The sequence below is a fragment of the Cedecea neteri NBRC 105707 = ATCC 33855 genome (assembly GCF_001571265.1).
In the GTDB taxonomy this organism is placed as follows: Bacteria; Pseudomonadota; Gammaproteobacteria; order Enterobacterales; family Enterobacteriaceae; genus Cedecea; species Cedecea neteri.
Window position 1 is genome coordinate 1 of the sequence record NZ_BCTL01000061.1, and the last position, 26294, is coordinate 26294.

At 50.5% G+C, this 26294-nt stretch carries 46 protein-coding genes; 7 read left to right on the plus strand and 39 right to left on the minus strand.

All coding sequences use genetic code 11. From position 1 onward, the window contains the following. Positions 1-261: 261 nt before the first annotated feature. Positions 262-816 (plus strand): gamma carbonic anhydrase family protein, encoded by a 555-nt coding sequence (locus tag CNE01S_RS21155; RefSeq protein ID WP_061278318.1) that lies wholly within the window; start codon positions 262-264, stop codon positions 814-816. On the opposite strand, the gene CNE01S_RS21160 is transcribed toward CNE01S_RS21155, so the two are convergent. From CNE01S_RS21160 to dprA, 6 genes are read right to left on the minus strand one after another with little or no spacing between them, the layout of a single operon-like run. Then, positions 792-1049: a DUF1488 family protein gene (locus CNE01S_RS21160; RefSeq protein ID WP_061278320.1), complete on the minus strand. Its 258-nt coding sequence runs from the start codon at positions 1047-1049 to the stop codon at positions 792-794. The genes CNE01S_RS21155 and CNE01S_RS21160 overlap by 25 nt on opposite strands. Continuing rightward, positions 1046-1864: a shikimate dehydrogenase gene (gene aroE / locus CNE01S_RS21165; RefSeq protein ID WP_061278322.1), complete on the minus strand. Its 819-nt coding sequence runs from the start codon at positions 1862-1864 to the stop codon at positions 1046-1048. Before aroE ends, CNE01S_RS21160 begins: the two co-directional genes overlap by 4 nt. Before the next feature lie 2 nt (positions 1865-1866). Then, a complete protein-coding gene (tsaC, locus tag CNE01S_RS21170; protein WP_061278324.1) occupies positions 1867-2439 on the minus strand; it encodes an L-threonylcarbamoyladenylate synthase type 1 TsaC in 573 nt (190 codons plus the stop codon). Beyond that, positions 2432-2986, minus strand: a complete 555-nt coding sequence (locus CNE01S_RS21175) for a DNA topoisomerase family protein (protein WP_061278326.1) — start codon at positions 2984-2986, stop codon at positions 2432-2434. The genes tsaC and CNE01S_RS21175 overlap by 8 nt, the downstream gene beginning before the upstream one ends. A 23-nt stretch (positions 2987-3009) precedes the next feature. After that, positions 3010-3483 carry a DUF494 family protein Smg gene (gene smg / locus CNE01S_RS21180; protein ID WP_038478269.1) on the minus strand — a complete coding sequence of 158 codons (474 nt, stop codon included), beginning with the start codon at positions 3481-3483 and terminating at the stop codon, positions 3010-3012. Next, positions 3455-4579 (minus strand): DNA-protecting protein DprA, encoded by a 1125-nt coding sequence (gene dprA, locus CNE01S_RS21185; protein WP_061278344.1) that lies wholly within the window; start codon positions 4577-4579, stop codon positions 3455-3457. The genes smg and dprA overlap by 29 nt, the downstream gene beginning before the upstream one ends. A gap of 128 nt (positions 4580-4707) precedes the next feature. Here dprA and def point away from each other — a divergent pair, with 128 nt between their 5' ends. From def to mscL, 5 genes are all read left to right on the plus strand, one after another. Continuing rightward, entirely contained in the window at positions 4708-5217 is a 510-nt protein-coding gene (def, locus tag CNE01S_RS21190) for a peptide deformylase (protein ID WP_038478260.1), read from the plus strand. A 14-nt stretch (positions 5218-5231) separates the two neighbouring features. After that, on the plus strand, positions 5232-6179 hold the full coding sequence (gene fmt, locus CNE01S_RS21195) for a methionyl-tRNA formyltransferase (RefSeq protein ID WP_061278328.1): 948 nt from the start codon (positions 5232-5234) through the stop codon (positions 6177-6179). 73 nt (positions 6180-6252) lie between these two features. Next, positions 6253-7542, plus strand: a complete 1290-nt coding sequence (gene rsmB / locus CNE01S_RS21200; RefSeq protein WP_061278330.1) for a 16S rRNA (cytosine(967)-C(5))-methyltransferase RsmB — start codon at positions 6253-6255, stop codon at positions 7540-7542. Positions 7543-7591: 49 nt separating this feature from the next. Further along, positions 7592-8968, plus strand: coding sequence for a Trk system potassium transporter TrkA (gene trkA, locus CNE01S_RS21205; protein WP_038478251.1), 1377 nt, complete (start codon positions 7592-7594; stop codon positions 8966-8968). 154 nt (positions 8969-9122) lie between these two features. Further along, positions 9123-9536, plus strand: coding sequence for a large-conductance mechanosensitive channel protein MscL (gene mscL, locus CNE01S_RS21210; RefSeq protein ID WP_008457207.1), 414 nt, complete (start codon positions 9123-9125; stop codon positions 9534-9536). Here mscL and CNE01S_RS24820 read toward each other — a convergent pair. The 31 genes from CNE01S_RS24820 to rpsJ all read right to left on the minus strand — a co-directional run bounded on the left by CNE01S_RS24820 (position 9472) and on the right by rpsJ (position 24378). Further along, complete coding sequence (locus tag CNE01S_RS24820) at positions 9472-9756, minus strand: alternative ribosome-rescue factor A (RefSeq protein WP_072279201.1); 285 nt, start codon at positions 9754-9756, stop codon at positions 9472-9474. The genes mscL and CNE01S_RS24820 overlap by 65 nt on opposite strands. A 65-nt stretch (positions 9757-9821) precedes the next feature. Further along, positions 9822-10238, minus strand: coding sequence for a Zn(2+)-responsive transcriptional regulator (gene zntR, locus CNE01S_RS21215; RefSeq protein WP_061278332.1), 417 nt, complete (start codon positions 10236-10238; stop codon positions 9822-9824). Then, positions 10238-10609: a DnaJ family domain-containing protein gene (locus CNE01S_RS21220; RefSeq protein WP_061278334.1), complete on the minus strand. Its 372-nt coding sequence runs from the start codon at positions 10607-10609 to the stop codon at positions 10238-10240. The genes zntR and CNE01S_RS21220 overlap by 1 nt, the downstream gene beginning before the upstream one ends. A 112-nt stretch (positions 10610-10721) precedes the next feature. Then, complete coding sequence (rplQ, locus tag CNE01S_RS21225) at positions 10722-11108, minus strand: 50S ribosomal protein L17 (RefSeq protein ID WP_008457198.1); 387 nt, start codon at positions 11106-11108, stop codon at positions 10722-10724. A gap of 40 nt (positions 11109-11148) precedes the next feature. Beyond that, positions 11149-12138: a DNA-directed RNA polymerase subunit alpha gene (locus CNE01S_RS21230; RefSeq protein WP_008457196.1), complete on the minus strand. Its 990-nt coding sequence runs from the start codon at positions 12136-12138 to the stop codon at positions 11149-11151. A gap of 25 nt (positions 12139-12163) precedes the next feature. Then, complete coding sequence (gene rpsD / locus CNE01S_RS21235; protein ID WP_008457194.1) at positions 12164-12784, minus strand: 30S ribosomal protein S4; 621 nt, start codon at positions 12782-12784, stop codon at positions 12164-12166. Between the two features lie 34 nt (positions 12785-12818). After that, positions 12819-13208: a 30S ribosomal protein S11 gene (gene rpsK / locus CNE01S_RS21240; RefSeq protein WP_008457192.1), complete on the minus strand. Its 390-nt coding sequence runs from the start codon at positions 13206-13208 to the stop codon at positions 12819-12821. A 16-nt stretch (positions 13209-13224) separates the two neighbouring features. Next, entirely contained in the window at positions 13225-13581 is a 357-nt protein-coding gene (gene rpsM / locus CNE01S_RS21245; protein WP_008457189.1) for a 30S ribosomal protein S13, read from the minus strand. A 146-nt stretch (positions 13582-13727) separates the two neighbouring features. Continuing rightward, the gene (gene rpmJ / locus CNE01S_RS21250) at positions 13728-13844 is read right to left on the minus strand and encodes a 50S ribosomal protein L36 (protein ID WP_008457187.1); all 117 of its coding nucleotides are present in this window, start codon (positions 13842-13844) and stop codon (positions 13728-13730) included. A 30-nt stretch (positions 13845-13874) separates the two neighbouring features. Continuing rightward, entirely contained in the window at positions 13875-15206 is a 1332-nt protein-coding gene (gene secY / locus CNE01S_RS21255) for a preprotein translocase subunit SecY (protein ID WP_008457186.1), read from the minus strand. Positions 15207-15213: 7 nt separating this feature from the next. Beyond that, positions 15214-15648: a 50S ribosomal protein L15 gene (gene rplO / locus CNE01S_RS21260; RefSeq protein WP_008457184.1), complete on the minus strand. Its 435-nt coding sequence runs from the start codon at positions 15646-15648 to the stop codon at positions 15214-15216. A 3-nt stretch (positions 15649-15651) separates the two neighbouring features. Beyond that, entirely contained in the window at positions 15652-15831 is a 180-nt protein-coding gene (gene rpmD / locus CNE01S_RS21265) for a 50S ribosomal protein L30 (RefSeq protein ID WP_004846568.1), read from the minus strand. Between the two features lie 6 nt (positions 15832-15837). Continuing rightward, positions 15838-16338 (minus strand): 30S ribosomal protein S5, encoded by a 501-nt coding sequence (rpsE, locus tag CNE01S_RS21270; RefSeq protein ID WP_038478233.1) that lies wholly within the window; start codon positions 16336-16338, stop codon positions 15838-15840. Positions 16339-16352: 14 nt separating this feature from the next. Beyond that, positions 16353-16706 (minus strand): 50S ribosomal protein L18, encoded by a 354-nt coding sequence (gene rplR / locus CNE01S_RS21275; protein ID WP_008457177.1) that lies wholly within the window; start codon positions 16704-16706, stop codon positions 16353-16355. Between the two features lie 9 nt (positions 16707-16715). Further along, the gene (gene rplF, locus CNE01S_RS21280) at positions 16716-17249 is read right to left on the minus strand and encodes a 50S ribosomal protein L6 (protein ID WP_061278336.1); all 534 of its coding nucleotides are present in this window, start codon (positions 17247-17249) and stop codon (positions 16716-16718) included. 13 nt (positions 17250-17262) lie between these two features. Continuing rightward, positions 17263-17655, minus strand: a complete 393-nt coding sequence (rpsH, locus tag CNE01S_RS21285; RefSeq protein WP_008457173.1) for a 30S ribosomal protein S8 — start codon at positions 17653-17655, stop codon at positions 17263-17265. A gap of 33 nt (positions 17656-17688) precedes the next feature. Then, the gene (rpsN, locus tag CNE01S_RS21290) at positions 17689-17994 is read right to left on the minus strand and encodes a 30S ribosomal protein S14 (RefSeq protein WP_008457171.1); all 306 of its coding nucleotides are present in this window, start codon (positions 17992-17994) and stop codon (positions 17689-17691) included. A gap of 14 nt (positions 17995-18008) precedes the next feature. After that, positions 18009-18548, minus strand: a complete 540-nt coding sequence (gene rplE / locus CNE01S_RS21295; protein ID WP_061278338.1) for a 50S ribosomal protein L5 — start codon at positions 18546-18548, stop codon at positions 18009-18011. Positions 18549-18562: 14 nt separating this feature from the next. Next, entirely contained in the window at positions 18563-18877 is a 315-nt protein-coding gene (rplX, locus tag CNE01S_RS21300) for a 50S ribosomal protein L24 (RefSeq protein ID WP_007724317.1), read from the minus strand. 10 nt (positions 18878-18887) lie between these two features. After that, a complete protein-coding gene (gene rplN, locus CNE01S_RS21305; RefSeq protein ID WP_008457164.1) occupies positions 18888-19259 on the minus strand; it encodes a 50S ribosomal protein L14 in 372 nt (123 codons plus the stop codon). 166 nt (positions 19260-19425) lie between these two features. Next, positions 19426-19680, minus strand: coding sequence for a 30S ribosomal protein S17 (gene rpsQ, locus CNE01S_RS21310; RefSeq protein ID WP_008457160.1), 255 nt, complete (start codon positions 19678-19680; stop codon positions 19426-19428). After that, positions 19680-19871, minus strand: a complete 192-nt coding sequence (gene rpmC, locus CNE01S_RS21315; protein WP_008457158.1) for a 50S ribosomal protein L29 — start codon at positions 19869-19871, stop codon at positions 19680-19682. The genes rpsQ and rpmC overlap by 1 nt, the downstream gene beginning before the upstream one ends. Next, the gene (rplP, locus tag CNE01S_RS21320) at positions 19871-20281 is read right to left on the minus strand and encodes a 50S ribosomal protein L16 (protein ID WP_002438716.1); all 411 of its coding nucleotides are present in this window, start codon (positions 20279-20281) and stop codon (positions 19871-19873) included. Before rplP ends, rpmC begins: the two co-directional genes overlap by 1 nt. A gap of 12 nt (positions 20282-20293) precedes the next feature. Continuing rightward, complete coding sequence (rpsC, locus tag CNE01S_RS21325) at positions 20294-20992, minus strand: 30S ribosomal protein S3 (protein ID WP_006817277.1); 699 nt, start codon at positions 20990-20992, stop codon at positions 20294-20296. Positions 20993-21009: 17 nt separating this feature from the next. Then, entirely contained in the window at positions 21010-21342 is a 333-nt protein-coding gene (gene rplV / locus CNE01S_RS21330) for a 50S ribosomal protein L22 (RefSeq protein WP_002919773.1), read from the minus strand. Positions 21343-21356: 14 nt separating this feature from the next. Further along, positions 21357-21635, minus strand: a complete 279-nt coding sequence (gene rpsS, locus CNE01S_RS21335; protein WP_001138115.1) for a 30S ribosomal protein S19 — start codon at positions 21633-21635, stop codon at positions 21357-21359. Positions 21636-21651: 16 nt separating this feature from the next. Continuing rightward, a complete protein-coding gene (gene rplB, locus CNE01S_RS21340; RefSeq protein WP_002919786.1) occupies positions 21652-22473 on the minus strand; it encodes a 50S ribosomal protein L2 in 822 nt (273 codons plus the stop codon). A 17-nt stretch (positions 22474-22490) separates the two neighbouring features. Then, positions 22491-22793 carry a 50S ribosomal protein L23 gene (rplW, locus tag CNE01S_RS21345; RefSeq protein WP_008457148.1) on the minus strand — a complete coding sequence of 101 codons (303 nt, stop codon included), beginning with the start codon at positions 22791-22793 and terminating at the stop codon, positions 22491-22493. Next, the gene (gene rplD, locus CNE01S_RS21350; RefSeq protein ID WP_008457145.1) at positions 22790-23395 is read right to left on the minus strand and encodes a 50S ribosomal protein L4; all 606 of its coding nucleotides are present in this window, start codon (positions 23393-23395) and stop codon (positions 22790-22792) included. Before rplD ends, rplW begins: the two co-directional genes overlap by 4 nt. Positions 23396-23405: 10 nt before the next feature. Continuing rightward, entirely contained in the window at positions 23406-24035 is a 630-nt protein-coding gene (gene rplC, locus CNE01S_RS21355; protein ID WP_061278340.1) for a 50S ribosomal protein L3, read from the minus strand. A gap of 31 nt (positions 24036-24066) precedes the next feature. Then, a complete protein-coding gene (rpsJ, locus tag CNE01S_RS21360; RefSeq protein WP_001181005.1) occupies positions 24067-24378 on the minus strand; it encodes a 30S ribosomal protein S10 in 312 nt (103 codons plus the stop codon). Positions 24379-24766: 388 nt separating this feature from the next. Between rpsJ and CNE01S_RS21365 the strand changes: the two genes are divergently transcribed. After that, positions 24767-25246 carry a prepilin peptidase gene (locus tag CNE01S_RS21365; RefSeq protein ID WP_061278342.1) on the plus strand — a complete coding sequence of 160 codons (480 nt, stop codon included), beginning with the start codon at positions 24767-24769 and terminating at the stop codon, positions 25244-25246. A 49-nt stretch (positions 25247-25295) separates the two neighbouring features. Here the strand turns inward: CNE01S_RS21365 and bfr are convergent, their stop codons facing one another. Together bfr and bfd are read right to left on the minus strand one after the other, a co-directional pair. Beyond that, positions 25296-25769 (minus strand): bacterioferritin, encoded by a 474-nt coding sequence (gene bfr, locus CNE01S_RS21370; RefSeq protein ID WP_039288312.1) that lies wholly within the window; start codon positions 25767-25769, stop codon positions 25296-25298. A gap of 71 nt (positions 25770-25840) precedes the next feature. Next, positions 25841-26035, minus strand: coding sequence for a bacterioferritin-associated ferredoxin (gene bfd, locus CNE01S_RS21375; protein WP_008457135.1), 195 nt, complete (start codon positions 26033-26035; stop codon positions 25841-25843). Between the last annotated feature and the right edge of the window lie 259 nt (positions 26036-26294).

The following is a 26294-nucleotide window of genomic DNA, read 5'->3' on the forward strand; positions in this document are numbered from 1 at the left end:
CCCCGATTTTCAGGATTTTTTCTCTTTATCGAATCGGCCATTTTGTGAAGTGATTCACTGTGCCGTCTCGATGGAGGCGCATTATAGGGATCCCACTTTTTAGCACAAGTACTTTTTCGATCTTTTTTTCTGAATGTTTAGTTTTCACTCTTTTCGCTGAGATCCTGTTCGATCTGCTCTCTTTCAGGCCCTTTACTCCCTTGCCATTGCTCAATAAAGCGGCCACAGTCTATTCATGCAATGAATCTACCTGAGGTGTTTATGTCTGCGGTACTGCGTGCTTTTCAAAAAACGTTCCCAAAATTAGGCGAACGAGTCATGGTTGATCCCACCAGCGTGGCGATCGGTGATGTAAAACTGGCTGACGATGTCAGTATCTGGCCGTTAGTCGCCATTCGCGGGGACGTAAACACCGTGACGATTGGCGCACGTACCAACATTCAGGATGGAAGCGTACTTCATGTTACCCATAAGTCTTCTTATAAGCCCGAAGGGAACCCTCTGATCGTTGGCGAAGATGTGACGGTGGGCCATAAGGTTATGCTGCACGGCTGCACGATCGGTAATCGCGTCTTAGTCGGAATGGGGTCGATTCTATTAGACGGTGTAGTAGTAGAAGATGATGTGATGATTGGCGCCGGTAGCCTGGTACCACAAAACAAACGTCTGGAAAGTGGCTTTCTCTATTTAGGCAGCCCGGTGAAACAGATTCGCCGCCTGACTGAAGCAGAGCTGGCCGGTTTGACCTACTCCGCTAACAACTATGTTCGCTGGAAAGATGAGTATCTGGCTCAGGACAGCCAGTACCATCCCTGATCGTCTTCTCGATCATCCTCGATAAGACTTTCGACTTCTTCTTCAATATCCCAGCGATGCTCCCGGAATAATGTGAGCCACTCTTCTGCGCAATTGCCACCAAAGCGAGCGGCAATTGCCTTCGAGGTCATAGCACAGCTCATCTGAAAGCCATTAACCAGCGCCGGAAAGCAGACGGCCTGGCGTTCTTCATCCCAGACTTCACGATCCGGAAACTGAATGGCTTGGTTCACGCCGTCATTTCTCTTTTCAACACCTCAATGACTGGCGCAACATCCGGCATAACGCCATGCCAGAGCATAAAAGCGTGAGCAGCCTGGCCCACCAGCATGCCAAGGCCATCTGCGTAATACACTACACCGTGCCTTGTGGCCCAGCTCAAGAAGGGTGTTAACCCTTTCTGGTAAAACATGTCATAGCAGCTTACGCGGTGCGAAAGGAGAGAAACCGGCAACGCAGGAATTTCGCCGCCAATCCCGCTGGACGTGGCATTGATCAGCAAATCAAACTCATGCCCTTCGAGCTTATCCATTGCGACGGCATTAACGCTGCCCGTATGACTAAAGAGAGTGGCAAGCTCTTCTGCCTTTGCAAACGTCCGGTTGGTTATAGTGACCGCACAGTCCAATGATAACAAAGGCAGCAGTACGCCACGCGCGGCACCGCCGGCGCCCACCAGCAGAATACGAGCGCCAGGTTTGATCAGTTTCAAACGTTCAAGATCGCTCAACAAGCCAATACCGTCGGTATTGTCTCCAAGCAAACGCCCATCTTCCAGGTGCTTGAGCGTATTGACAGCCCCGGCAAGCCCAGCGCGCTCTGTTAATTCGTCTGCACGGGCAAAAGCCTGCTCTTTAAAAGGTACGGTTACGTTGGCGCCCTTTCCGCCTTTATTAAAGAAAGCGTCCAGCGTTGCAACAAACTCATCCAGCGGAGCAAGCACACGTCCATAAGGATGCTCAATGCCTGTTTGCTCGGCGAAAAGGCGATGAATAAGAGGAGACTTACTGTGTTGAATAGGGTTCCCGAAGACGGCGAAGGTTTCCATAATTACCCCTGACGGAAGAGTTCGCCTGTTAAGGCATCGCGGATCTCTGAAGGATTCAGTCGCCCACCGGTGTCTCCCATAAGCACCGGGAAGCTCTCACCAAACTGCTGCTGGACTTCTTGCGCAGTGCGGCACGGGGGCAGACCTGTAAGGTTCGCACTGGTCGACACCAGCGGTTTACCGTAGGCAAGGCACAAATCTTTCACTAGCGGGTGATTGGTTACACGCACCGCCAGAGAATCAAAACGCCCGGTCAACCATTTTGGTGTGGAAGGCAAAGCAGGGAAAACAAACGTAACGGGCCCAGGCCAATTGGCGAACACCGAGGAAAGCTGATCTTCGCTCAGTGCAGCGACGTCAATATAAGGTTTCAGTTGTTCAAAATCAGCCGCAATGAGGATAAGTCCCTTTTCTACCGGACGCTGTTTCAGTTCTAACAGACGGGTAACCGCGAGCTCACTGTCGGGATCACAACCGACGCCAAATACGGCTTCGGTTGGGTAAGCGATGACTTGTTGTTCTTTCAGGGCCGCTACGATCTGCGCGAGCTGGCCTTCAGGCAGGTTATTATTCACTGGCTTGTTCCACCGTTACCGGCTTTCCACATTGTTTATTGGCACAGAAGCTTTTCACGCCCTGGGCCGTTTTCTTTTCAATAAGCAGCGGATACTGACATTCAGAACAGATGCCCGCTACCGGTTTAAAATTAATGACAAACTGACAATCCGGATAGCTGTTGCAGGACCAGAAAGTTTTGCCGTAGCGCGAACGACGCTGAACCAGTTGCCCTTTCTGGCACTGAGGGCACGCTATTGCCGTTTCATCGGGTTTATCAATGATTTCAGTGTGTTCGCATTCAGGATAGTTGCTGCAGCCGATAAACATGCCAAAACGCCCCTGACGTAAGACGAGCGTGGCCTGACAAACCGGGCACTGCTGACCATCAAGCACTTTAACGATATGGCCATCGGCCTGGCTTTTTAGCGGGCGAACATAATCACATTCCGGGTAGTGGGAACAGCCCAAAAATGGGCCGTGTTTGCCGGAACGTATTGTTAACTCTGCCCCGCATTGGGGGCAGGGTTCATTTTTGGGCACCGAGAACAGTGCTGACTTGGCCATAACATCTCATGCTGCAACTCAATTTAGTGCAGCATACCTTCATTTGCCTCGAAGAGTAATTCTTCCATTTGCTGGTAGGCGTTTTCACAACCCGGAATATTGAACAACACCATCAGCACAACCCACTTCAGATCTTCCAGTTCGAATTCTGCGGTATCCAGCGCCAGCACGCGCTCAATAACCATTTCACGGGTTTCGAGATTTAGCACCTGAATCTGCTCAAGGAACAGTAAAAAGCCCCGGCAGTCCGCATCGAGCCGCTGGCTCTCTTCTGCGGTGAAAATACGCATGGAGAGAGGATCAGCAGCAAGCTGCATCGGCTCGGTCAAACCTTCCTGATAGTCAGCCAGCTTTTCAAGCCACACTAAGGCGTTAAAAATGTCCTCACGATCAAAACCAGCGTCGGTGAGATCGCTCGTCAGCTTATCCTGGTCAACGCGCATTTCTGCTTCGCTGTGGATGTAGGTTTCAAATAAGTACATTAGTACGTCGAACATGGCATGCCCTCCTCAATCGGACATAGCCGCCGGGTACAGCTGCGATCCATCCTGCTAACTCCAGTTCGAGTAGCTGAGCTACCGTCTCTGGCACAGGTTGGCCGGCACGTTCAGCGACGACGTCAACAGGTGTAACCTCATCTCCTACGTTAGCCAACAGATGGGGAAATGGCAATGCACCGTCTTGTTGATTTGGCGAATATATTGACACATTGTGCGAAGCGGGGAGCCAGTGCAGTTCAGAGGACAGATAATCGAGGATATCCTGTGGACTTCGGGCCAGATTTGCACCCTGCTGAATCAGCCAATGTGGGCCTTCACTACCCGGGCTGGCAACCATTCCTGGCAAGGCAAACACCTCTCTTCCCTGCTCAACGGCATAACGAGCGGTAACCAGAGATCCGCTTCGCTCCCCGGCTTCCACCACAAAGACAGCCCGACTTAATCCGCTGATGACACGGTTACGCCACGGGAAATTCGAGGGCCAGGGCGTGCAGGAAAGAGGAAATTCAGAAACGACAGCCCCCCCCTTCTCCACAATTTGCCTGGCCAACATCAAATGGCGCTTAGGATGCACGCTGCTTAAGCCATTGCCCAACACGGCAATTGTTTTACCTTGTACACTCAAGGCAGCTCGATGAGCAACACCGTCAATTCCCAAAGCCAGACCACTGGTTATCACCAGCCCTGCCTGAGCAAGTTCCTTGCAAAACTGTCGACAATTGCGCTCACCGTAATCTGACAGATTACGGCTACCGACAACCGCAAGCTGGTTCTGGCTGAGTAGTGAAGGTTCGCCGGCCACAAAAAGAGCGGCAGGATAATCATTTATGGCCCTGAGCTGCTCAGGATAGAGAACGTCTTCTGTCGTCAGCAGATGGTGATTTGGCTTATCGAGCCAAAGAAGGCTGGCTTCAAGCTGCCGCTCATCAAATGCAGTAAATAATACACATTCTCGGGCGTTTAACCCCGCCGCGAGCAGACACTCCCTTTCTGCCCCAGGGCATTGCTCAAGGAAGTGGGCTATTTTTAGGAACTTATCACCGCTAAGTCCTTTAACAGCCATAAGACGTAACCAAATCTCCGTTCGCAGCACCATTTCCTCCTGCCACAGGCCATAAAAGCAATCCTTGCGATTGGTCACTGATGCTGTCAATCAGCCGGGGAAATGTCTAGAATAGAGGTAATAATCCTTTCTACTACTGAACACAGCTCTGGATATTTATGGCAGTTTTGCAAGTATTACATATTCCCGACGAGCGCCTTCGCAAAGTCGCTAAACCGGTCGAAAAAGTGAATGCGGACATTCAGCGCATCGTCGATGATATGTTCGAAACAATGTATGACGAAGAAGGTATTGGCCTGGCCGCTACGCAGGTTGATATTCATCAGCGCATCATCGTGATTGATGTTTCTGAAAACCGTGACGAGCAGCTGGTGCTGATTAACCCAGAACTGCTGGAAAAAAGCGGCGAGACCGGCATCGAAGAAGGCTGCCTGTCTATTCCGGAACAGCGAGCACTGGTGCCACGCGCGGAGAAAGTGAAAATTCGTGCGCTGGACCGTGAAGGTAAAACTTTTGAACTGGAAGCAGACGGTCTGCTGGCTATTTGTATCCAGCATGAAATGGATCACCTGGTTGGTAAACTGTTTATCGATTATCTGTCGCCGCTGAAACAGCAACGTATTCGTCAGAAAGTTGAAAAACTCGACCGTTTGAAAGCGAAAGCTTAAGGACAACAAGCAACGTGTCAGATTCTCTGCGTATTATTTTCGCCGGAACCCCCGATTTTGCAGCGCGTCATCTTGACGCGCTGTTGTCTTCTCAGCACCAGGTTGTAGGCGTATTTACTCAACCAGACCGCCCGGCAGGGCGTGGTAAAAAACTTATGCCAGGCCCGGTAAAAGTGTTGGCTGAAGAGAGAGGCATTCCTGTCTTTCAACCCGCTACGCTTCGCAAGGCGGAAAATCAGCAGCTTGTCTCCGATCTCAATGCCGATGTGATGGTTGTGGTTGCCTACGGCCTGATTTTACCGCAGGCGGTGCTTGATATGCCTCGCCTGGGCTGCGTGAACGTACATGGTTCGCTACTGCCACGCTGGCGTGGTGCCGCACCAATCCAGCGTTCTTTATGGGCTGGCGACGCAGAAACTGGCGTCACGATCATGCAAATGGATATCGGCCTCGATACCGGCGATATGCTTTATAAGCTGTCCTGCCCGATTGAAGCAGAAGATACCAGCGGTACGCTGTACGATAAGCTGGCAGGGCTTGGTCCAAAAGGTCTTCTGGACACGCTTCAACAGTTAGCCCACGGAACAGCTAAACCAGAAGTGCAGGATGAAGCGCTGGTGACCTATGCTGAGAAGCTCAGCAAGGAAGAAGCACGCATCAACTGGAATCTTTCCGCTGCTCAATTGGAACGCTGCATTCGCGCCTTTAATCCGTGGCCAATGAGCTGGCTGGAGATTGACGGGCAGCCACTGAAAGTCTGGCGTGCTTCGGTCATCAGCACTCAGGCAAACTCGGTGCCCGGCACCATTGTTGCCGCCAGTAAACAAGGCATTCAGGTCGCGACCGCTGACGGCATTCTGAATCTTGAAGAACTGCAGCCTGCCGGTAAAAAAGCCATGAAAGCACAGGATCTCCTGAATTCACGCCGTGAATGGTTTGAACCTGGTACAGTCCTCGCCTGATAAAACCGCACCTATACGCCCGGGGTAACCTGGGCATTTTTGTTTATAGCGCTGGAAAAACCAGAGCACGATAATGAAAAAAACACTAAATCTTCGCAGCCTGGCTGCCCAAACTATTGAACAAGTTGTCGAGCAAGGACAATCATTAAGTAATGTACTGCCTGCGGTACAGCAGAAAGTGTCTGATAAAGACAGAGCCCTGCTGCAGGAGCTGTGCTTTGGCGTGCTGCGTACTCTTCCGCAACTGGACTGGTTGGTTGGAAAACTGATGTCCCGCCCGATGACCGGAAAGCAGCGTACGATCCATTACTTAATTATGGTCGGTATCTATCAGCTTCTGTATACCCGTATTCCTGCGCATGCCGCGCTGGCTGAAACCGTTGAGGGCGCCATCGCCATCAAACGCCAGGCTTTTAAAGGCTTAATCAATGGCGTACTACGTCAATACCAACGCCAGCAAGAAAGCCTGATGGCTGAGGCTGCTAAGCATGAAAGCCGTTTTCTACACCCGACCTGGCTGCTGCAGCGCTTGAAAAAAGCGTACCCGGACCGCTGGGAATCGATTGTCGATGCTAATAACCAGCGTCCTCCTATGTGGCTGCGCGTTAATCGCCAGCACCATACTCGTGAAGCATGGATGGATTTGCTGGCTGAGGCAGGTCTGGAAGGGCATGTGCATCCCAAATACCGGGATGCTGTTCGCCTTGACTCACCCGCCCCCGTCCAGGCTTTACCAGGATTTGAACAAGGCTGGGTGACGGTTCAGGATGCTTCGGCGCAGGGCAGCGTCGATCTTTTAGATCCGCAAAACGGCGATACCATACTGGATCTTTGCGCCGCCCCCGGTGGCAAGACGACACATGTTCTGGAAGCTGCACCGAACGCAAAAGTCATGGCTGTCGACGTTGATGCTCAGCGCCTGAAACGCGTGCATGAAAATCTTGAACGCCTTGGCATGAAAGCAGAAGTGAAACAGGGAGATGGCCGTTTCCCTGCACAATGGTGTGGGGAAACTAAGTTTGACCGCATTCTGCTTGACGCACCGTGCTCGGCAACTGGCGTCATTCGCCGCCATCCCGACATCAAGTGGCTGCGTCGCGACAGAGATATCGCGGAGCTCGTCACCCTGCAAAAAGAGATTCTGGATGCTACCTGGCCTCACCTTAAATCCGGCGGTACGCTTGTCTATGCCACCTGTTCTATTCTGCCTGACGAGAATAAAGATCAGGTGAGTGCTTTTCTGGCGCGCCACGCCGATGCCAAACTGGTGGAAACCGGTGACGAGAAGACGCCGGGCATTCAAAATCTCCCTGCGGCAGACGACGGCGACGGCTTCTATTACGCTAAGCTAATTAAGAGCTGACTCCCTACAGGGTGAGTCATAAGTTTCATCACTCGTGAAGCGATAAACGATGAAAATAATCATTCTGGGTGCGGGCCAGGTCGGTGGCACTCTGGCGGAAAATCTGGTCGGTGAAAATAACGATATTACCGTCGTCGACACTAACCAGGCTCGTCTGCGCATCCTGCAGGATAAGTTCGACCTACGCGTAGTCCAGGGCCACGGTTCTCATCCACGCGTACTGCGTGAAGCAGGAGCCGATGACGCGGATATGCTGGTTGCGGTCACAAGCTCTGACGAAACGAATATGATCGCATGCCAGGTCGCCTATTCGCTGTTTAATACACCCAATAGGATCGCCCGCATTCGAGCCCCCGACTATGTTCGCGATGCAGAAAAGCTTTTCAATGCAGAAGCCGTCCCCATCGATCACCTGATTGCTCCAGAGCAATTGGTTATCGACAATATTTACCGCCTGATTGAGTACCCGGGTGCACTTCAGGTAGTGAATTTTGCCGAAGGGAAAGTCAGCCTGGCCGTGGTAAAAGCTTACTATGGCGGCCCACTGGTGGGTAATGCACTTTCCACCATGCGCGAACATATGCCACACATCGATACTCGGGTCGCGGCCATTTTCCGTCACGACCGCCCTATTCGCCCACAGGGTTCAACCATTGTTGAAGCCGGCGATGAGGTCTTCTTTATCGCCGCTTCGCAAAATATCCGCGCGGTAATGAGCGAGCTTCAGCGTCTCGAAAAACCTTACAAGCGCATAATGCTGGTGGGCGGCGGCAATATTGGCGCAGGTTTAGCGCACCGCCTCGAGAAAGATTACAGCGTAAAACTGATCGAACGCGATCAGCAACGAGCTTCTGAACTTGCAGAAATGCTGCAAAACACCATCGTATTTTATGGCGATGCTTCAGATCAGGAATTGCTGGCAGAGGAGCACATCGATCAGGTTGATCTCTTTATTGCAGTCACCAACGATGATGAAGCCAACATAATGTCGGCCATGCTGGCTAAGCGAATGGGGGCCAAAAAAGTCATGGTGCTCATTCAGCGTAATGCCTATGTCGATTTAGTGCAGGGTAGCGTGATTGATATTGCGATTTCACCTCAGCAGGCAACAATTTCTGCTCTACTCGGGCATGTGCGCAAAGCGGATATTGTTGGCGTTTCATCTCTTCGCCGCGGCGTTGCGGAAGCCATCGAGGCCGTAGCTCATGGAGATGAAAGCACCTCCCGCGTTGTGGGACGAGTCATCGATGAGATTAAACTACCGCCAGGAACGATCATTGGTGCAGTTGTACGTGGTAATGATGTAATGATTGCCAACGACAACCTTCGTATAGAACAGGGCGATCACGTTATTATGTTCTTAACGGACAAGAAATTTGTCAGTGATGTCGAACGTCTGTTCCAACCAAGTCCGTTCTTCCTCTAAACTCAACAGGGCAGAAATATTTCTGTCCTGTTTCTTCATACTAAAACCATTTTAAAATTACGGAATTAACAAAAAATTCTTATTTCCTGTAGCAATGGAAATTAAGACAACCTTTGTTAGAATTATTACTGTCAGCCGGCACAAGGAGAGATAAATGAGTATTTTAAAAGAGTTTCGCGAATTCGCGATGCGCGGGAACGTTGTTGATTTGGCAGTGGGTGTGATTATTGGTGCAGCATTCGGGAAGATTGTTTCCTCACTGGTAGCGGATATTATTATGCCGCCACTGGGTTTGCTGATTGGTGGCGTTGATTTCAAACAGTTTGCTTTAACATTGCGCGATGCTCAGGGTGATGTACCTGCGGTAGTCATGCACTACGGCGTATTTATTCAGAATATTTTTGACTTCGTGATTGTCGCGTTTGCTATCTTCATGGCCATCAAAGTGATCAATAAACTGAATCGTAAGAAAGCGGAAGAACCAGCTGCACCTCCGGCACCGTCTAAAGAGGAAGTTCTGCTGAGCGAAATTCGCGACCTGCTGAAAGAGCAGAACCAACGGAATTAATACTGGTTATTAAAACCAGAAGGCCAGTGGTAAAAAAGCGAATTGCTTGTTTGCCACTGGCCTCCCAGTTACTCCTCTTACCATGTTTCTCATTTCTCTGATAACTGCCTTTCCCTTTTTTATTCTTCTCAACTCTTTGCCTGAACAGTGGGTCGTGTAATAGTGCCTCAATGGCATTATCTTTAATTTGCCCTTTTTGATGGCGATATTTGGTGCTCATAGTCACTCCAGATGGGTTAAACGATCGCCGCGAGTCTATGCCTCAGCCTGTAGAAGATCAAGCGGCTATTTTTTACTGCTTGCGCCCTGCTCCAGCGCCTCAAGAATAGAACAGTAAACGCTGCTGTGCGCGCTGCCACAACAAGCATCGTTCAGCCGCTGCAGCGAACGCCGCATATTCTGCAATTCTTTGATTTTAGACTCAACCTCACTCAGTCGGCTTTGCACAATCCCTTTAGATTCCTGGCAAGTATGATGCTCAGGATCGATACGGATCGATAAAAGTTCCCGGATAGCCTCTAGCGTAAAACCAAGCTGCTTAGCGTAGCGGATGAATTTTAGCCGCTGGAGATCGCTGTCGCTGTAAAGGCGAAAACCACCTTCCGTTCGCACCTCATGATCCATCATCTGCTGTTTTTCATAATAACGAATAGTATCTGGTGTCACATCTGCCAGCTTTGCCAACTCACCAATACGAAACATCATTTTTCCTCGTCAATTTGCTGCATCAGTTTTACGGCATACTCACCGCGTAAGAAATCTGTATTTATGCCTGCCTGACGAAGCTTGAGCTCAAGAAGCTTGAGCTTTCTGCTGATAGCCTGGTATTCCTCGCTCTGAGCATGCACCGTTTTAAGCAGATCAACCAACTCAAGCGCATCTTTACGTTGCTGCATCTCCGGCGGCAAACAACCTGCATTTTTAAGCAGACGATATCCGGCACGGAGTTCCGGAGGAACATGGCTGTCATCGTCGAGCAGTATAGGCTGACCGCTGCCAGCCAGGCTCTCGAACTGTCCGTTTCGCTGCGCATCAAGAATATGTCGTTCTGCCCATTGATCGAGCAACCACATAGCGACCTCAGATTTGTCAGGAGTAACACAAGAATACGGGGAAAAGAGAGAGAAGGGGATATTCTGGATATAAAAAAACCGGGCAAGCCCGGTTTTTCTACGTTACTGCAGATTACTCTGCAGCAGCTTCTGTTTGAGACTCGGCGCGATCAACCAGCTCGATGTAAGCCATCGGAGCATTGTCACCAGCACGGAAGCCACACTTCAGAATACGAGTGTAACCACCTGCACGGCTCGCGAAACGCGGACCCAGTTCATTAAACAGTTTTGCCACGATCTCGTTATCACGAGTGCGGGCGAATGCCAGACGACGATTAGCAACGCTGTCAGTCTTGGCAAGAGTAATCAGCGGCTCAACTACGCGACGCAGCTCTTTCGCTTTAGGCAGGGTCGTCTTGATGATCTCATGACGAACCAGTGAACCTGCCATGTTGCGGAACATAGCCTGGCGATGGCTGCTGTTGCGGTTCAGTTGACGACCACTCTTACGATGGCGCATGACCTTATCCTTCTCAGTAAAACCTTAACCTGTGATCCGGTTACTCGTCAGCAATGCTTGCTGGTGGCCAGTTTTCCAGGCGCATGCCCAGAGACAAACCACGAGAAGCCAGCACGTCTTTAATCTCGGTAAGAGATTTTTTACCCAGGTTAGGCGTTTTGAGTAGCTCAACCTCGGTACGCTGTACCAGATCACCGATATAGTGGATAGCTTCTGCCTTGAGGCAGTTAGCAGAGCGGACAGTCAATTCCAGATCGTCAACAGGGCGCAGCAAGATCGGATCGAATTCTGGTTTCTCTTCTTTAACTTCCGGCTGACGAACATCACGTAGGTCAACGAAAGCTTCAAGTTGTTCTGCCAGAATGGTTGCCGCACGACGAATCGCCTCTTCAGGATCGATTGTGCCGTTGGTTTCCATTTCGATGACCAGCTTGTCCAGGTCGGTACGCTGTTCTACACGCGCAGCTTCAACATTGTAGGCAATACGCTCTACAGGGCTGTAGCAGGCGTCGACCAGCAGACGGCCGATTGGGCGCTCATCTTCTTCCGAATGAATTCGGGTAGAAGCCGGCACATAACCGCGACCGCGCTGAACTTTGATACGCATGCTAATAGCGGCGTTCTCATCGGTCAGGTGGCAGATCACATGCTGCGGCTTGACGATTTCGACATCACCATCATGGGTGATATCGGCTGCGGTCACAGGGCCAATGCCAGATTTATTCAGGGTAAGAATAACTTCATCTTTACCTTGAACTCTTACCGCCAGCCCTTTCAGGTTGAGCAGGATTTCCAGGATATCTTCCTGAACGCCTTCTTTGGTGCTGTACTCGTGCAGTACACCATCAATCTCAACCTCAGTCACCGCGCAACCCGGCATCGATGAAAGCAGAATACGGCGCAGTGCGTTACCAAGAGTATGGCCAAAGCCACGCTCTAACGGCTCAAGGGTCACCTTGGCGTGCGTCGAACTCACTTGCTCGATATCTACCAGGCGTGGTTTTAGAAACTCTGTCACAGAACCCTGCATTGTGTCCTCTCTTTGGTACTAAGCCTTACTTGGAGTAAAGCTCGACGATCAGGTGTTCGTTAATGTCCGCAGACAGATCGGTACGCTCAGGCTTACGCTTGAACACACCTTCCATCTTGGCAGCATCAACTTCCAGCCAGGTTGGCTTTTCACGCTGCTCAGCCAGCTCCAGAGCGGCCTTAACGCGAGATTGCTTTTTGGCTTTCTCACGGATGCTGACTACGTCATTCGGAGTTACCTGATAAGAAGCGATGTTAACAACGCGACCATTTACCATGATAGCTTTGTGGCTAACCAACTGACGTGCTTCTGCACGAGTAGCGCCGAAGCCCATACGGTAAACAACGTTGTCCAGACGGCCTTCCAGCAGAGCCAACAGGTTTTCACCGGTGTTGCCTTTCAGACGAGCTGCTTCTTTATAATAGTTACGGAACTGACGCTCCAGCACACCGTAGATACGGCGAACTTTCTGCTTTTCACGCAACTGCACACCATAGTCAGACAGACGCGGTTTACGCGCACCGTGCTGGCCAGGAGCTTGTTCAATTTTACACTTGGTATCGATCGCGCGAACGCCAGACTTAAGGAATAAGTCGGTGCCCTCACGACGGCTCAGCTTGAGCTTAGGACCCAAATATCTTGCCATTTTCTTTCTCCAACAATCCTAGAAAACGGACGCGTTATACGCGACGTTTTTTCGGCGGACGACAACCGTTATGAGGGATTGGAGTCACATCAGTAATATTAGTGATGCGGAAACCAGCGGCGTTCAGAGCACGAATAGTTGATTCGCGGCCTGGGCCAGGACCCTTAACCATAACTTCCAGGTTCTTGATACCGTATTCTTTCACGGCTTCTGCGCAACGCTCTGCTGCAACCTGAGCTGCAAACGGAGTGGATTTGCGAGAACCACGGAAACCGGAACCACCGGCAGTTGCCCAACCCAACGCATTACCCTGACGATCGGTAATAGTAACGATGGTGTTGTTGAAAGAAGCATGGACATGAGCCACGCCGTCAGAGACTGTTTTTCTTACACGTTTACGTGCACGAATTGGTGCCTTTGCCATTATTCAATCACCCCGATTATTTCTTGATCGGTTTGCGCGGACCCTTACGGGTACGTGCGTTGGTCTTAGTACGCTGACCGCGCACTGGCAGACCACGACGATGACGCAAACCGCGATAGCAACCAAGGTCCATCAGACGCTTGATGCTCATGCTCACTTCACGGCGCAGATCACCTTCAACGACAAATTTGGCAACTTCGTCACGCAGCGTGTCGATTTGTTCTTCAGACAGCTCACTGATCTTAACATCTTCAGCGATACCCGCCGCAGCGCAAATGGCCTTGGAGCGAGTCTTGCCGACACCGTAGATCGAGGTTAACGCGATCACGGCGTGTTTTTGATCAGGAATGTTAATGCCTGCTATACGGGCCACTATGCACTCCTACTATTTAGATTATGCGTCCCATGCCGAAAAGCCCGTTTTCAGGATACTCAAATGGAAACGCATAGACATACAAAAGATTGGCTGGCTAATCTAGCCAGCTCAACCCAACTTTGCAAGAAAAATATGCGAGATAATCAGCCTTGACGCTGTTTATGCTTCGGCTCTACGCTGCAAATCACGCGAATAACACCGTCACGCTTAACGATTTTGCAGTTACGACATAATTTCTTGACGGAAGCACGAACTTTCATTTTTACTCTCCGTAACTTCTCAAGCGACGATTAACGGCCGTAGCCTTTCAGGTTCGCTTTCTTCAATGCAGACTCGTACTGACTTGACATCATCAGAGTTTGCACTTGAGCCATAAAGTCCATGATAACGACAACAACGATCAGCAGTGAGGTCCCACCGAAGTAGAACGGCACTTTCATTGCATCGCGCATGAACTCCGGGATTAGGCAGATAAAGGTAATGTACAGCGCACCAACCAGAGTCAGGCGGGTCATTACTTTATCGATATACTTCGCCGTTTGTTCTCCCGGACGAATTCCTGGTACAAATGCACCGGACTTCTTCAGGTTATCTGCTGTTTCACGCGGGTTGAAAACCAACGCCGTGTAGAAGAAACAGAAGAAGATGATTGCAGACGCATAGAGTAACACATAAAGCGGTTGCCCAGGCTGCAAATACAGCGAAATTGTTGTCAGCCAGTTCCAACCGGTACCGCCCCCGAACCATGACGCGATGGTCGCTGGGAACAGAATAATACTGGAGGCGAAGATCGCAGGGATAACCCCGGCCATGTTCACTTTCAGCGGTAAATGTGTGCTCTGCGCAGCATAGACACGACGACCCTGTTGACGTTTAGCGTAGTTGACCACAATGCGGCGCTGGCCACGCTCAACAAAAACAACGAAGAAGGTCACTGCAAATACTAATACTGCAACCAACAGCAACAGGAGGAAGTGCAGGTCGCCTTGCCTTGCTTGCTCGATGGTATGGCCAATGGCCGGCGGAAGACCCGCAACGATACCCGCGAAGATTATGATTGAGATACCGTTACCGATACCACGCTCAGTAATCTGTTCACCCAGCCACATCAGGAACATTGTCCCGGTGACAAGGCTTACAACAGCGGTGAAATAGAATGCAAAGCCTGGATTTAACACCAGGCCCTGCATACCAGGCATATTCGGTAAACCGGTAGCAATACCGATTGACTGGAATATTGCCAGCACCAGAGTGCCGTAACGGGTGTACTGGCTGATCTTACGACGACCAGACTCCCCTTCTTTCTTCAGCTCTGCTAGCGCGGGATGAACCACGGTAAGCAGCTGAATGATGATCGATGCCGAAATGTACGGCATGATACCCAGCGCGAAGATAGAAGCACGGCTGAGAGCACCACCAGAGAACATGTTAAACATTTCAATGATAGTGCCTCGCTGTTGCTCAAGCAGTTTGGCAAGTACAGCGGCATCAATACCAGGGATCGGAATAAAAGAGCCAATACGAAACACAATCAGCGCACCGATAACAAACATCAGTCTGCGTTTCAGCTCGCCGAGGCCGCCTTTAGCACTTTGAAAATCTAATCCCGGTTGTTTTGCCATCTGCTACTTATTCCTCGATTTTACCGCCAGCAGCTTCGATAGCAGCACGAGCGCCTTTGGTCACACGCAGGCCGCTAACAGTTACCGGACGAGTTACCTCACCAGACAGGATCACTTTCGCGAACTCGATCTGAATACCGATAATGTTTGCTGCTTTCAGCGTGTTCAGGTCAACTACGTCGCCTTCAACTTTCGCCAGATCGGACAGACGAACTTCTGCCGTGATCATTGCTTTGCGAGAGGTGAAACCGAATTTCGGCAGACGACGGTACAACGGCATCTGACCACCTTCGAAACCACGACGTACGCCACCACCAGAACGAGAGTTCTGACCTTTGTGACCACGACCGCCGGTTTTACCGAGGCCAGAACCGATACCACGACCCAGACGCTTGGAAGCGTGCTTAGACCCTTCGGCCGGAGACAGAGTATTTAAACGCATCTCTTACTCCTCAACTTTAACCATGTAGGAAACCGCGTTGACCATACCACGTACAGCAGGAGTATCCTCGCGCTCTACGGTGTGGCCAATACGACGCAGACCCAGGCCAAGCAGCGTTGCCTTGTGTTTCGGCAGACGACCGATTGCACTGCGGGTTTGAGTGATTTTAATAGTCTTTGCCATGGTCAATTACCCCAGAATTTCTTCAACGGATTTACCACGCTTGGCAGCGACCATTTCTGGAGAATTCATATTCGCCAGGCCATCGATAGTTGCACGAACCACGTTAATCGGGTTAGTAGAACCATACGCTTTAGCCAAGACGTTATGAACACCAGCGACTTCCAGGACGGCGCGCATTGCACCACCGGCGATGATACCGGTACCTTCGGAAGCCGGCTGCATGAACACACGGGAACCTGTGTGCACGCCTTTAACAGGGTGCTGCAGGGTGCCGCTGTTCAGCGCGACGTTAATCATGTTGCGACGGGCTTTTTCCATCGCTTTCTGGATCGCTGCTGGAACTTCACGCGCTTTACCGTAACCAAAACCAATACGACCGTTACCGTCGCCTACCACTGTCAGAGCAGTGAAGGAGAAAATACGACCGCCTTTAACGGTTTTAGATACGCGATTTACCGCGATCAGCTTTTCCTGCAGTTCGCCAGCTTGTTTTTCGATGTGAGACATCTTACACCTCTACCTTAGAACTGAAGGCCAGCTTCACGGGCAGCATCTGCCAGTGCCTGGACACGACCATGATATTGGAAACCAGCACGGTCAAAAGCAACTACGGTGATGCCTTTTTCCAGCGCGCGCTCAGCAACAGCTTTACCTACAGCTGCAGCGGCGTCTTTGTTCCCAGTGTACTTCAGTTGCTCAGTGATAGCTTTTTCTACAGTAGAAGCGGCTACCAGAACTTCAGAACCATTTGGTGCAATTACCTGTGCGTAAATATGACGCGGGGTACGATGTACCACCAGGCGAGTTGCACCCAGCTCTTTGAGCTTGTGACGTGCGCGGGTCGCACGACGGATACGAGCAGATTTCTTATCCATAGTGTTACCTTACTTCTTCTTAGCCTCTTTGGTACGCACGACTTCGTCGGCGTAACGAACACCCTTGCCTTTATAAGGCTCAGGACGACGGTAGGCGCGCAGATCTGCTGCAACCTGACCGATCATCTGCTTATCAGCGCCTTTCAGCACGATTTCAGTTTGAGTCGGACATTCAGCAGTGATTCCTGCCGGCAGCTTATGCTCAACAGGGTGAGAGAAGCCCAGGGCTAAATTCACCACGTCGCCTTTAACGGCTGCACGATAACCTACACCAACCAGCTGCAGCTTCTTAGTGAAGCCTTCGGTAACACCGACAACCATTGCGTTCAACAGCGCACGAGTGGTACCCGCTTGGGCCCACGCGTTTGCAAAGCCTTCGCGCGGAGCGAAAGTCAGAGCATTATCAGCGTGTTTAACTTCAACAGCATCGTTGATAGTACGAGTCAGCTCGCCGTTTTTACCTTTGATCGAAATAACCTGACCGTTGAGTTTTACCTCTACGCCTGCAGGAACAACGACCGGTGCTTTAGCAACACGAGACATTTTATTCCTCCAATTACGCTACGTAGCAGATAATTTCGCCACCAAGACCAGCCTGGCGCGCTGCACGATCAGTCATAACACCTTTAGAGGTAGAAACGACAGCAATACCCATGCCGGCCATAACTTTAGGCAGCTCATCTTTTTTCTTATAGATGCGCAGACCTGGGCGGCTGACTCGCTGAATGCTCTCTACCACAGCCTTGCCCTGGAAATACTTAAGAGTCAGTTCCAGTTCAGGCTTGATGTCGCCTTCAATTTTAAATTCTTCAATATAACCTTCTTCCTTCAGCACGTTGGCGATTGCCACTTTCAGCTTGGAGGAAGGCATGGTGACCGCAACTTTGTTCGCGGCCTGACCGTTACGGATACGGGTCAGCATATCCGCGATCGGATCTTGCATGCTCATCTGTCTCTACTCCCGTGATTCAATTGGTGACAATTACCAGCTAGCCTTTTTCAAGCCAGGCACTTCACCGCGCATGGCGGCTTCACGCAGCTTGATACGGCTCAACCCGAACTTGCCCACATAACCATGTGGACGACCAGTCTGGCGGCAGCGTTTACGCTGACGGGACGGGCTGGAATCACGCGGCAGAGTTTGCAGCTTGAGAACAGCGTTCCAACGGTCTTCGTCGGTCGCGTTCACATCAGAAATGATAGCTTTCAGTTCTGCGCGTTTAGCGAAGAATTTTTCAGCCAAAGCAACGCGCTTTACTTCGCGTGCTTTCATTGATTGCTTAGCCATGAAGTAACCCTACCTTACTTGCGGAACGGGAAGTCAAAGGCAGCCAGCAGAGCACGGCCTTCATCATCAGATTTCGCAGTAGTGGTAATGGTAATATCCAAACCACGGACGCGATCGACTTTGTCGTAATCGATTTCTGGGAAGATGATCTGCTCACGGACACCCATGCTGTAGTTACCACGACCGTCGAAAGACTTAGCGGACAAGCCACGGAAGTCACGGATACGAGGTACAGCAATAGTGATCAGACGCTCAAGGAACTCCCACATGCGTTCGCCACGCAGAGTTACTTTACAGCCGATCGGATAGCCCTGACGGATTTTGAAGCCTGCAACAGATTTGCGTGCTTTGGTGATCAACGGCTTTTGACCGGAGATTGCTGTCAGATCAGCTGCTGCGTTATCCAGCAGTTTCTTGTCAGCGATCGCTTCACCAACACCCATGTTCAGGGTGATCTTCTCGACCCGAGGGACTTGCATGACAGAATTGTAGTTAAACTCAGTCATGAGTTTGTTAACTACTTCGTCTTTGTAGTAATCATGCAGTTTCGCCATCGTACTACTCCAAATTACTTGATAGTTTCGCTGTTAGATTTGAAGAAACGGACTTTTTTGCCGTCTTCGAATCTAAAGCCTACACGGTCAGCCTTGCCGGTTGCCGCGTTGAAGAGTGCAACGTTAGAAACCTGAATTGCAGCTTCTTTTTCAACGATGCCACCTGGTTGGTTCAGGGCCGGAACCGGCTTCTGATGTTTCTTAACCAGGTTGATACCTTCAACAATGACCTTGCCGGAAGACAGGACATTTTTTACTTTACCGCGCTTACCTTTATCTTTACCGGTTAACACGATAACTTCGTCATCACGACGGATTTTCGCTGCCATGATTCGCTCCTTAGAGTACTTCTGGTGCCAGAGAGATAATTTTCATGAACTTCTCATTACGCAGTTCACGAGTTACCGGCCCAAAAATACGCGTGCCGATTGGCTGCTCGCTGTTATTGTTTAAAATAACGCATGCATTACCATCGAAGCGAATGACAGAACCGTCCGGGCGACGAACACCCTTCTTGGTGCGCACCACTACCGCTTTCAGCACATCGCCTTTCTTCACCTTACCGCGAGGAATTGCTTCCTTGATGGTAATTTTGATGATGTCGCCGACGCCTGCGTAGCGACGGTGCGAGCCACCCAGAACCTTGATACACATTACGCGACGCGCGCCGGAGTTGTCGGCCACGGTCAGCATAGTCTGTTCTTGGATCATTTCAGTGCTCCGCTAATGTCAACTACTACTTCGGGACCTGGAATTCAGGTCGTTAAAAAGCCCCATAAACGAGGGCGCGGCATTATAACACCGGTTCCTGAATATGGGTAGAAAAAATAAACGGCTCATCGCTGAGCCGTTTATTTGTTTGAGAAGGCTTACTGTATTACAGAACCGCTTTCTCTACAACGCGAACCAGCGTCCAGGACTTAGTCTTGGACAGCGGACGGCATTCGCGGATTTCAACCACGTCACCGATACCGCATTCGTTGTTCTCGTCATGTACGTGCAGTTTGGTCGTACGCTTGATGAATTTCCCGTAGATCGGGTGCTTCACAACACGTTCGATGGCAACAACAATGGATTTCTCCATTTTGTCGCTGACAACGCGACCTTGCAGAGTACGGATTTTATCGGTCATTACGCACCCGCCTTCTGAGTCAGTAAAGTCTTAACACGAGCAACATCACGACGAACCTGCTTCAGCAGGTGAGTCTGTTGCAGCTGGCCACTTGCAGCCTGCATGCGCAGGTTGAACTGCTCACGCAGCAGGTTCAGCAGCTCGGTGTTCAGCTCTTCGACGCTCTTTTCACGCAGCTCTTTTGCTTTCATTACATCACCGTCTTAGTTACAAAGGTGGTTTTGATAGGCAGTTTTGCTGCTGCCAGCTTGAAGGCTTCACGGGCCAGCTCTTCAGGTACGCCGTCCATTTCATACAGGACTTTGCCTGGCTGGATCAAGGCAACCCAATACTCCACGTTACCTTTACCTTTACCCATACGCACTTCAAGCGGCTTTTCGGTGATCGGTTTGTCCGGGAATACACGGATCCAGATCTTACCCTGACGCTTAACTGCACGGGTCATTGCACGACGTGCTGCTTCGATCTGACGGGCAGTCAGACGACCACGGCCAACAGCTTTCAGACCGAAAGTGCCGAAGCTAACATCCGTACCCTGCGCGAGACCACGGTTGCGGCCTTTGTGCACTTTACGGAATTTTGTACGCTTTGGTTGTAACATCAGCGACTCTCCTTACTTACGGCCTTTACGCTGCTGCTTTTTAGGTTGAGCAGCCGGTTCCGGTTGTTCAACAGCAGCCATACCACCCAGGATCTCACCTTTGAAGATCCATACCTTAACGCCGATTACACCATAAGTGGTGTGCGCTTCAGAGGTGTTGTAGTCGATGTCAGCACGCAGAGTGTGCAACGGCACGCGACCTTCACGGTACCATTCGGTACGTGCGATCTCAGCACCGCCCAGACGGCCGCTAACTTCAACTTTGATACCTTTAGCGCCCAGACGCATTGCGTTCTGTACAGCACGCTTCATAGCACGACGGAACATAACACGACGTTCCAGCTGAGAAGTGATGCTGTCAGCAACCAATTTTGCGTCCAGTTCAGGTTTACGAACTTCGGCGATATTGATCTGTGCAGGAACGCCAGCGATATCCGCTACGACCTTACGCAGTTTTTCTACGTCTTCACCTTTCTTACCGATAACGATACCTGGGCGAGCGGTGTGAATAGTCACACGGATGCTCTTAGCAGGACGCTCGATAACGATACGAGATACAGACGCCTTAGCCAGTTCCTTAGTCAGGTACTGACGTACTTTAAAATCGCTGTCCAGGTTGTCAGCGAATTCTTTGGTGTTCGCAAACCAGGTTGAGTTCCATGGTTTTACAATACCCAGGCGAATACCATTAGGATGTACTTTCTGACCCATTGCTAGTCTCCAGAGTCTCAGCGATCGGACACAACCACAGTAATGTGGCTGGTGCGCTTCAGGATGCGATCTGCACGACCTTTTGCACGAGGCATAATGCGCTTCATGCTAGGGCCTTCGTCTACGAAGATTTTCGCGACTTTCAGATCGTCAATGTCAGCGCCATCGTTGTGTTCAGCGTTAGCAATGGCAGATTCCAGTACTTTCTTAACCAATACAGCCGCTTTCTTATTGGTGTAGGTCAGAATATCCAGAGCCTGCGACACTTTCTTACCGCGAATCAGGTCAGCAACAAGGCGAACCTTCTGAGCAGAAGAACGAGCATGGCGATGTTGAGCTAAAGTTTCCATCTCTTCCTCCTACCTTATTTCTTCTTCGCTTTTTTATCAGCAGCGTGGCCGCGATAAGTACGAGTCGGTGCGAATTCACCCAGTTTGTGGCCGACCATTTCGTCGGAAACAAAGACTGGAACGTGCTGACGACCATTATGGACAGCGATGGTCAAACCGATCATGTTAGGAAAGATCGTTGAACGACGGGACCAAGTGCGCAGGGGCTTCTTGTCACCGCTTTCCACCGCTTTCTCTACCTTCTTCAGCAAGTGCAGGTCAATAAAAGGACCTTTCTTGAGAGAACGTGGCATGGCTTATCCTCTAAAATTATTTGCTACGGCGACGTACGATAAATTTATCAGTACGCTTGTTGCTGCGGGTCTTCTTACCTTTGGTCTGCAGGCCCCACGGGGATACCGGGTGCTTACCAAAGTTACGACCTTCACCACCACCATGTGGGTGATCGACTGGGTTCATCGCGGTACCGCGAACGGTAGGACGAACACCACGCCAGCGAGCAGCACCTGCTTTACCCAGAACGCGCAGCATATGCTCAGCGTTGCCAACTTCGCCCAGGGTAGCGCGGCAGTCAGCTTCGACTTTACGCATTTCACCGGAGCGCAGGCGCAGGGTAACGTAAGCACCATCACGAGCAACGATCTGCACGTAGGTACCAGCGGAACGAGCCAGCTGACCGCCTTTACCTGGTTTCATTTCTACGTTATGAACGGTAGAACCAACCGGGATATTGCGCATCGGCAGGGTGTTACCCGCTTTGATTGCAGCATCAACGCCAGACTGAATCTGGTCGCCAGCTTTCAGGCCTTTAGGGGCCAGGATGTAACGGCGTTCGCCATCTTTGTACAGAACCAGCGCGATGTTCGCGGAACGGTTCGGATCGTACTCAAGACGTTCAACAACTGCCGGGATACCATCTTTGTTGCGTTTAAAGTCAACAATACGGTAAGCCTGCTTGTGACCACCACCGATATGACGGGTAGTGATACGACCATTGTTGTTACGGCCACCGGATTTGCTGTTTTTTTCCAGCAACGGAGCAAAAGGCTTGCCCTTGTGCAGCTCAGGGTTAACCACTTTAACTACGTGGCGACGACCCGGAGATGTCGGTTTACATTTAACAACTGCCATTGTCTTTCTCCTCCGACTTACTCAGCGCCGCCGACGAAGTCCAGATTCTGGCCTTCCTTCAGGGTGACGTAAGCTTTTTTCCAGTCGCTACGACGACCAACACGCTGTCCGTGACGTTTAGTTTTCCCTTTAACTACCAGGGTGTTAACGTCTTTAACTTCAACTTCGAACAGCTTCTGTACAGCAGCAACGATCTCTGCTTTGGTCGCGTCAGTCGCAACTTTGAGTACGATGGTGTTGGTTTTTTCCATCGCGGTAGACGCTTTTTCAGATACGTGCGGCGCGCGCAGTACTTTCAGCAGACGTTCTTCACGGATCATGCCAGCATCTCCTCAACTTGCTTAACTGCTTCCGCAGTCATAACGACTTTGTCGAAGGCGATCAGGCTAACTGGGTCGATTGCAGCAACATCGCGCACGTCAACCTTATGCAGGTTGCGAGCGGCCAGGAACAGATTCTCATCCAGTTCACCGGTCACGATCAGCACATCTTCCAGAGCCATATCTTTCAGTTTCTGAGCAAGCAGCTTGGTTTTCGGTGCTTCAACAGAGAACTGCTCAACAACGATCAGACGATCCTGACGTACCAGTTCGGACAGGATGCTTTTCAGCGCGCCGCGGTACATCTTTTTGTTAACTTTTTGACTGTGGTCCTGCGGGCGAGCAGCGAAGGTTACGCCACCGGAACGCCAGATCGGGCTCTTGATAGAACCTGAACGCGCACGGCCGGTACCTTTCTGGCGCCACGGCTTTTTGCCGGAACCAGTTACTTCAGCACGGGTCTTCTGAGCACGAGTACCCTGACGGGCGCCTGCTGCATAAGCAACAACAACCTGGTGTACCAGCGCTTCGTTGAAGTCACGACCGAAGGTAGTTTCGGAAACAGTCAGCGCGCTTTGCGCGTCTTTCAATACTAATTCCATTGCTATCCCCTTACGCCTTCACAGCTGGTTTAACGATCAGGTCGCTACCGGTTGCACCCGGGACCGCACCTTTCACCAGCAGCAGGTTGCGCTCAGCGTCAACACGTACTACGTCCAGGCTCTGAACGGTTACACGTTCGTTACCCAGCTGGCCTGCCATTTTCTTGCCTTTGAACACTTTGCCCGGAGTCTGGTTCTGACCGATAGAACCCGGAACGCGGTGAGACAAGGAGTTACCGTGGGTAGCGTCCTGGGTACGGAAGTTCCAGCGCTTAACGGTACCTGCGAAACCTTTACCTTTAGAGGTACCGGTTACGTCAACTTTTTTAACTTCAGCAAACAGCTCAACGCTAATGTCCTGACCTACGGTGAACTCTTCGCCTTCAGCAAGACGGAATTCCCACAGACCACGGCCAGCTTCAACGCCAGCTTTAGCGAAGTGACCAGCTTCCGGCTTGGCTACACGGTTAGCTTTTTTAGCACCAGTGGTCACCTGAACAGCACGGTAGCCGTCGTTAGCCAGGTCTTTAACCTGAGTAACACGGTTTGCTTCTACTTCAATTACGGTTACTGGGATAGAAACGCCATCTTCAGTGAAGATACGGGTCATACCCACTTTTTTACCGACTAAACCAATCATTGTTTCAACCTCTCAATCGTCAATGACCTGATTAACCCAGGCTGATCTGCACGTCTACACCGGCAGCCAGATCCAGACGCATCAGAGCATCAACGGTTTTCTCAGTTGGCTCAACGATGTCAACCAGACGCTTGTGAGTGCGGATCTCGTACTGATCACGCGCGTCTTTGTTGACGTGCGGGGAGATCAGAACGGTAAAGCGCTCTTTGCGGGTCGGCAGCGGGATCGGACCACGGACTTGCGCACCAGTGCGCTTAGCAGTCTCGACGATTTCCGCGGTTGATTGATCGATCAGACGATGATCAAACGCTTTAAGGCGGATACGGATTCTTTGGTTCTGCATGAGACCAGAGCTCCAATTATTTTATAGACGAAAAAAATTACTACTCACACCCATTACGATTGATGGGGGAGTGTAATCGTTCATACATAGTCCCCCAATTGGGGACATTGTTTGATAGCAACTGAATGACTTCTACTGACTGCTATCAGGGTTCATATTGAACCGGCTGTCTATTAAGACAGCCCGCGCATTATACGGGTTTCAGCTCGGCTTGCAAGCCATATGGGTTGAAATTTCACCGACATCCTTCATTTAGTTAGTTTCAAGCTCATTTGGCTCTACATCTGCGAGACATCACGCAGTACCACGCACCAAATTCAGGGATTAATAGGTTTGGCCAACGCAACGGCGTAGCATCCCATGGCTTCAATCTTACCGGGATAAAAAGATGATACTGACCGATATACAGGTTGCCTGGATGCTCCCCGCCGCCGCAGGGCTTTATTTTAGCTTCTCATTAGCACTAAGCATTGTTGATTTCAAAACGATGCAGCTACCTGACAGACTTACCCTCCCCTTACTGTGGTTGGGATTGTTGTTTCATAGTCTGGTGAATCCCCACCGTGTTTATCACGCCGTATTTGGTGCGATAGCCGGCTACCTCTTCTTGTGGGCTATCTTTCAGGTATTCCGTTATGCTACCGGCAAAGAAGGATTGGGTTATGGTGATTTCAAACTGCTGGCGGCAATTGGAGCCTGGAGCTACTGGCAGCACTTGCCTCTCATCGTCGCCTTTGCGTCTTCTCTGGGCATCATTTATGCCGGAATGCTTTATCTGCTCAGGCGCCGTGAAATCATTGAAATGCCTTTTGGCCCCTGGCTTGCTTTCTCAGGCTGGGGGAATTTTTGCTGGCAGGTGTTTGGATGAGGTATTAGAGAAGACAGAGGGGACCCCCTCTGTCCTGGTAACGCGAGTATTACTCTTCCCGTATCTGGGCCTGCAGATAGTTTTGGATACCCAGCTTCTGGATTAAATCCAGTTCGGTCTCGAGCCAGTCGATATGGCCTTCTTCATCGGCCAGAATTTCGATCATCAGGTCACGACTGACATAATCATGAACTTTATCGGCATAGGCGATAGCTTCACGCAAATCCTTAGCGCCATCCAGTTCCAGTTTCAGGTCAGAACGAAGCATCTCTTCGACATCTTCCCCAATACCCAACTTACCAAGGTCCTGCAGATTTGGAATACCTTCGAGGAAGAGAATACGCTCGATGTACTTATCGGCGTGCTTCATCTCATCGATTGACTCGTGATACTCGACGTCGTTGAGACGTTTTAATCCCCAGTTTTTGAACATGCGGGCATGCAGAAAATACTGGTTAATCGCGACAAGCTCGTTTCCCAATAATTTATTGAGATAATTTATTATCTTAACATCACCTTTCATTTTGACATCCTCCGCTTCCACTTATTGAAGCGTAGATGTCGTGCAGTGTAAGTCAAAAAAATGAGCGTGTTTTAGGCGATCTCTTTAAATTCCGGGATCTGCATCAGTTCGTCTTGCATGATTTCTCGCGCCTGACGAACGCATTTACCACACTGATTCCCCACCGGGATAAACTTTCTAAGCTGCTGAAAAGACTGAGGATGATGCTGTCGCACCGCTTGACGAATTGTCTTATCGCTTACACCGTTACACAAGCAAACGTACATGATCACTCCCGCTCAAAAACTGCGCAAAGTGTAAATGAGAATGATTGGCTTTACAAGGGATGCAGTGGGGTAGAATGAAGAGAATGGTAATCAAATGCAAAAAAAGACGCGAGCGGTGGTAAGAGAGGACTTTCCCACGTAAATAGCAAATTTCAGACATAAAAAAGGGCATCCGAAGATGCCCTTCCATTATTGCATTAAAGTATCAGAGGATTAGCTCAGAACTTTAGCAACAACGCCCGCGCCAACGGTACGGCCG